This window comes from Streptomyces sp. B93 (assembly GCF_018070565.1).
GTDB lineage: Bacteria > Actinomycetota > Actinomycetes > Streptomycetales > Streptomycetaceae > Streptomyces.
The window spans coordinates 1-4,921 of record NZ_JAGPXL010000101.1; the positions used below are offsets into that span (position 1 = coordinate 1).

Below are 4,921 nucleotides of genomic sequence, written 5' to 3' on the forward strand. Positions count from 1 at the left end.
AGAAGTTCACCCCTCATTACCTCCCGGCATTTCCCCGGAAATCATGACGGTAATGAGTCGGCAAATAAGCATCAGTAGAGTCACGCGTGTGAACACAGCCTTTGGAGATGGAGCGCACGGGGGATTCGTGCACTTCGCTGTGCTTGGCCCGGTCCGCGCCTGGCACGGCGAACGGGAACTGGACCTCGGTTCGCCACAGCAACGCGTGGTACTGACCACGCTTCTGTTACGGCGTGGGCGACCTGTCACCGTCGGAGAACTCGTCGACGCCGTATGGGGAGAGCAACCACCATCGGCCGCCATATCCGTTCTGCGCACTTATGTATCGCGATTGCGGAAAATACTGGAACCCGGTGAGAAAGCCGGTGAAAACGGTGAGGGGCCGCCGCGTGTGATCGTCTCGGTCGCGGACGGATATCTCGCCGAGGTCCCGGACGAGGCCCTGGACCTCGGACTGTTCGAGCGGCGGGTCGCCGAGGCGACCCGGCTGCGGGCCGCGGACGATGACTCCACCGCCGCGGAGCTGCTGCACGCGGCGCTCGCCGGATGGCAGGGCACCCCCCTGGCCGGGCTGCCCGGCCCGCTGGCCGAGAGCGAGCGTGCCCGGCTGGGCGAGCGGCGGCTGGCGGCGCTGGAGATGCGGCTGGACCTGGACATCCAGCTGGGGCGCCACCGCGATGTGATCGCCGAGCTGACCTCGCTGACCAGGGACCATCCGCTGCGGGAGCAGTTGTGCAGGCTGCTGATGCTGGCGCTGTACCGCTCCGGCAGACAGGCCGAGGCGCTGGCGGCCTACCGTACGACCCGCCGCATCCTGGTGTCCGAGCTGGGCATCGAACCCTGCGCCCCGTTGCGGGAGTTACACGATCGCATCCTCGCGGCCGACGCCTCACTGGAACCCACCCCCGCACCGGCCCCGGAGCGACGGCAGCCGCACCGGACGGAGGACGCCCCGGCGGTGCCCGCCCCTGCCCCGACGCCACCCGCCGCCGTGGGCCGGCCGGCGCAACTCCCCGCCGATCTGCCCGCCTTCACCGGACGGCACCGCGAACTCCAGCAGATCCGCGCCCTGCTGCCCGAGGACGGGACATCCCCGAAGACCGTGGTGATCGGCGCGATCGGCGGCATGGGCGGCATCGGCAAGACGACCCTGGCCGTGCACTGGGCCCACGAGGTCGCCCACCGCTTCCCCGACGGGCAGCTCTACGTCAACCTCCGCGGCTTCGACCCGACCGGCTCCGTCATGCCGCCGGGCGAGGCCATCCACATCTTCCTCAACGCCCTTGGCCTGTCCCCGCAGCGCATCCCCGCGCAGCTCGACGCGCAGGCGGCGCTGTACCGCAGTACCCTCGCCCGGCGTCGGGTGCTGATCGTCCTCGACAACGCCCGCGACACCGAGCAGGTCCGCCCGCTGCTGCCCGGCGCCCCCGGCTGTCTGGTCGTCGTCACCAGCCGCAGCCAGCTCACCGGCCTGATCGTCAACGACGGCGCGCACCCGCTGACGCTCAACCCGCTGACCGCCGCCGAGGCGCACGGTTTCCTGAGCCGCCGCCTCGGTGCCGCCCGGGTGGCGGCGGAGCCCAAGGAGGTGGACGAGATCATCGAGTACGGCGCCCGGCTGCCGCTGGCGCTGGCCCTCGTCGCCGCGCGGGCCGCCACGCATCCCGACTTCCCGCTCAGTGCCGTCGCCGACGAACTGCGGGACAGCCACGGCAGCCTCGACGCCTTCACCAGCAGCGACCTCAGTACGGACGTACGGGCGGTGTTCTCCTGGTCGTACGAGGCGCTGTCCGCCCCGGCCGCGCGGCTGTTCCGGCTGCTGGGACTGCACTGCGGCCCCGATATCTCCACGCCGTCCGCGGCCGCCCTGGTCGGGCTGCCGCCCCGGGACGTCCGCGGGTCCCTCGCCGAACTCACCCGGGCCCATCTGCTCACCGAGCACCGGCCGGGCCGTTACGCGCTGCACGACCTGCTGCGCGTCTACGCCGCCGAGCGCGTCCACGCCGAGGAGACCCGGCAGGAGCGGGACCAGGCCGTCGAGCGGCTGCTGTCCTGGTACCTGCACACGGCGGACGCCGCCTACGCCATCCTCGCCCCGAACCGCCGACGGGTCCCCCTCGATCCGCCGCCCCCCGGCTGCCGCCCCCTGGTGTTCACCACGCACGACCAGGCCGTGGACTGGTGCGAGGCCGAGCGGTCGGGTCTCGTCGCCGCGGTGCACCGGGCCGCCGCGTCGGGCCTGCCCGGCATCGCGTGGCGGCTGCCCGCCACCCTGTGGGGGTTCTTCTACCTCCGCAGCCACCTCCAGGACTGGCTCGACACCACCCGCACCGGCCTCGCGGCGGCCCGCAGCGACCACGACCAGCGGGGCGAGGCGTGGGTGCTCAGGGACATGAGCAACGCGCTGCGCTCCCTGGGCCGCCACGAGGAGGCGATCAGCACCCTCCAGCAGTCGCTGGTCCTGTGCCGGAAGCTGGGGGACCTGGAGGGCAGGGTGTCGGCCACGGCCAACATGGGCGACATCTACCTCCAGGCCGGGCGGCCCGAGAAGGCCGTGGAGTACACCCGCCGGGCCCTGGCCATCCACCGGGCTCTCGGCAGCGATGCCTGGGGCGTGGGGATCGGCCTGGCCAACCTGGGCGACGCCTACCAGCGGCTCGGCCGGTTCGACGACGCCGTCGACTGTCTGGAGGAGGCGATGACCGTCCTGCGGGCCAGCGGCAACCGCTGGGTCGAGGGCGTCGCCCTGGACATCCTCGGCACGGTCCGGCACCGGCTGGGCCGCCACGACGACGCGATCGAGGCGTACCGCCAGGCCCTTGAGGCACACCGGGACATCGGCAACCGGTGGGGCGAGGGCCACACCCTCGGCCATCTCGGGGAGGTCCTCCTCACCGTCGGCCAGGCGGAACGGGCCCGCGCGACCTGGCTGCGGGCGCTGGAGATCTTCGGGGAGCTGGACCACCCGGACGCCGAACACGTCCGCAGAAGGCTCGGCCGCCTGGACGAGCGTCCGCCCGGTCCGGCGCACGGGTCCGGCGGGACACCGGGACCCGGCACGGACCGCGACCGGAAGGCGGCCTCCCCCGCCCGGCCCTGAACCGCGGGCGGCCGGGCCCCGTGCCTCAGCCCGCGGCACGGTAGGCCTGGCCGCTGGCGTTGGCGGTCGTCCCGTCGTACAGACCGGTCGGGCTGGTCCGCGTCGACAGGGTGAACCACGCGTACCGCTCCACGAAGTCCAGCCGCTCCAGCATCCGCGTCGACGACTCGACGAAGGCCGCCTGCTCCTGGGCGCCGGGGTAGCGGGGCTCGCCCTGGGAGAAGTCGATCAGGCCGTACTCGGTCAGCCAGACCGGCTTCTGGTAGCGGTCGTGGACGGCTTGCAGATAGCCCCGCAGGTGTTCGGTGGCGTCGGGTCCGAAGTCGGCGCCGTACCAGTGCAGGGCGATGAAGTCCACGCGCAGCCCGCGCTCGTCGGCCCCCCGCATGAAGCGGTCCAGCCAGCCGCCCTCCAGGTCGGCTCCGGCGGCCACCGCAGGGGCCCCCAGCCGCAGGCCGGTCGCCTCCAGCCGGGGCCACAGGTCCAGCGCCTGCTCGGGGCTCATGTTGGCCTGCGCGGGCAAGTCGGGTTCGTTGAAGCCGAGCAGGTGCGTGCCCTCCCGTGCCGCCGCGCCCAGCTCGGCGTCGGTGACCGAGCCCGGCCCCCAGATCATCGGGACGTACTCGACGCCGTCCGGCCTCGTGACCTCGCCGGTGGAGGAGGCCCAGTTGTAGTACCAGGACGCGCCGGAGTCGGCCAGCGCCTGGGCGGCGCCCTCAACGGGGTTGAGGCTCACGCCCTTGGCGTCGGCGGGCGCGGTGGCCGTCGGCTCGGGGTCGGGGCCGGGAGCGGGGCTGGAGTGGGCGGCCCCCTGGAAGGTGACGGTCATGCCGGTGCACCGGCTGCACTGGCGTACGACCTGGTTGCCGGGCTCGGCGTCGTGCTTGGACCAGGAGTACGCCTTGGGGCACTCCTTCGTGAGCGCCTCGCTGTACGCGGTCTTGGCGTCCCGGTCCGGGTTGACGCACACCAGCGGCCTGCCCGTCGCCGGGTCCGTGGTGAGGTTCTCCGGTGGGCAGACGGCGAGCAGGTCGCCGGGGCAGCCCACGTCGGCGCACTCGCCGCCGTCCTCGGGCGGTGCCACCCCGTCGGGGACGATGGTGACGGTCGACGACACGGCGTTGACGTAGCTGACGTTGTACCAGGGGGCCAGGGAATCGGCCGGGTCGAAGTTGAACTCGGCGAGGCTGACCGGCTGCTCCCCGGTCACGCAGTGGTCGGCGTACGGCCCGCAGTCACCGACCGCGCAGTGGAACGTACTGCCGTCCTCCCCCTCGCACCCCTGGCGCGCGAAGAACTTGCCCCGCCAGTGCCCGGCACCCGACCTCTCCGGCACGGTGATGGTGGCGGACTGCCCCGGCTCCAGCTTCGGCAGCCCGGCGAGCGGCGCCGAACCGTCGGCGTTGACCGTGGCCCCGATCCAGACGGGCTCGGACATCTCGTTGCGGAAGGTCACGGTGTGCTCGCCGGTGGCCGCCACCCCGGTGACGCGGTCGCTCCGGCCCACGCCGTCCCCGGCGGGGGCGAAGACTGCCGAGGCGACGGCTGTCGCGCCCGCGACCACGGCCAGTAACAGCGCCAGCAGGAGCCTGCGCCTCGGCAGGGGGATCGGCATCGGCATGGAACGTGCCTCTCAGTCAGTCGGGCAGCCAGTCGGGCCAAAGGGCGGATGCGCGGGCGGCGTTCAGTGCGCCCGCGGGGCCACGACGGATGGGAGCGGCGGACGGTTCACCCGGGGGTTGAACTGTTCCGGCGCGTTTCCCGTTGCGATGCGCGAGGGCTGCGGCCCCGCCGCAGGCCGGGCCAGGTCAGGCCAGTTGA

Annotated in this window: 2 protein-coding genes; one reads left to right on the forward strand and one right to left on the reverse strand. The window is 73.0% G+C overall.

Going from position 1 to position 4,921, the window contains the following annotated elements; genetic code table 11:
* The first annotated feature begins 139 nt into the window (after positions 1–139).
* Entirely contained in the window at positions 140–3,100 is a 2,961-nt protein-coding gene (locus KBY47_RS36010) for a BTAD domain-containing putative transcriptional regulator (protein WP_308405421.1), read from the forward strand.
* A gap of 25 nt (positions 3,101–3,125) precedes the next feature.
* On the opposite strand, the gene KBY47_RS36015 is transcribed toward KBY47_RS36010, so the two are convergent.
* Positions 3,126–4,721 carry a glycosyl hydrolase gene (locus KBY47_RS36015; protein WP_247695762.1) on the reverse strand — a complete coding sequence of 532 codons (1,596 nt, stop codon included), beginning with the start codon at positions 4,719–4,721 and terminating at the stop codon, positions 3,126–3,128.
* Positions 4,722–4,921 lie beyond the last annotated feature (200 nt).

Bases quoted from the DNA above. Each gene is read 5' to 3' on its own strand.
- KBY47_RS36015 (WP_247695762.1), bottom strand. From the start codon at position 4,721: ATGCCGATGCCGATCCCCCTGCCGAGGCGCAGGCTCCTGCTGGCGCTG.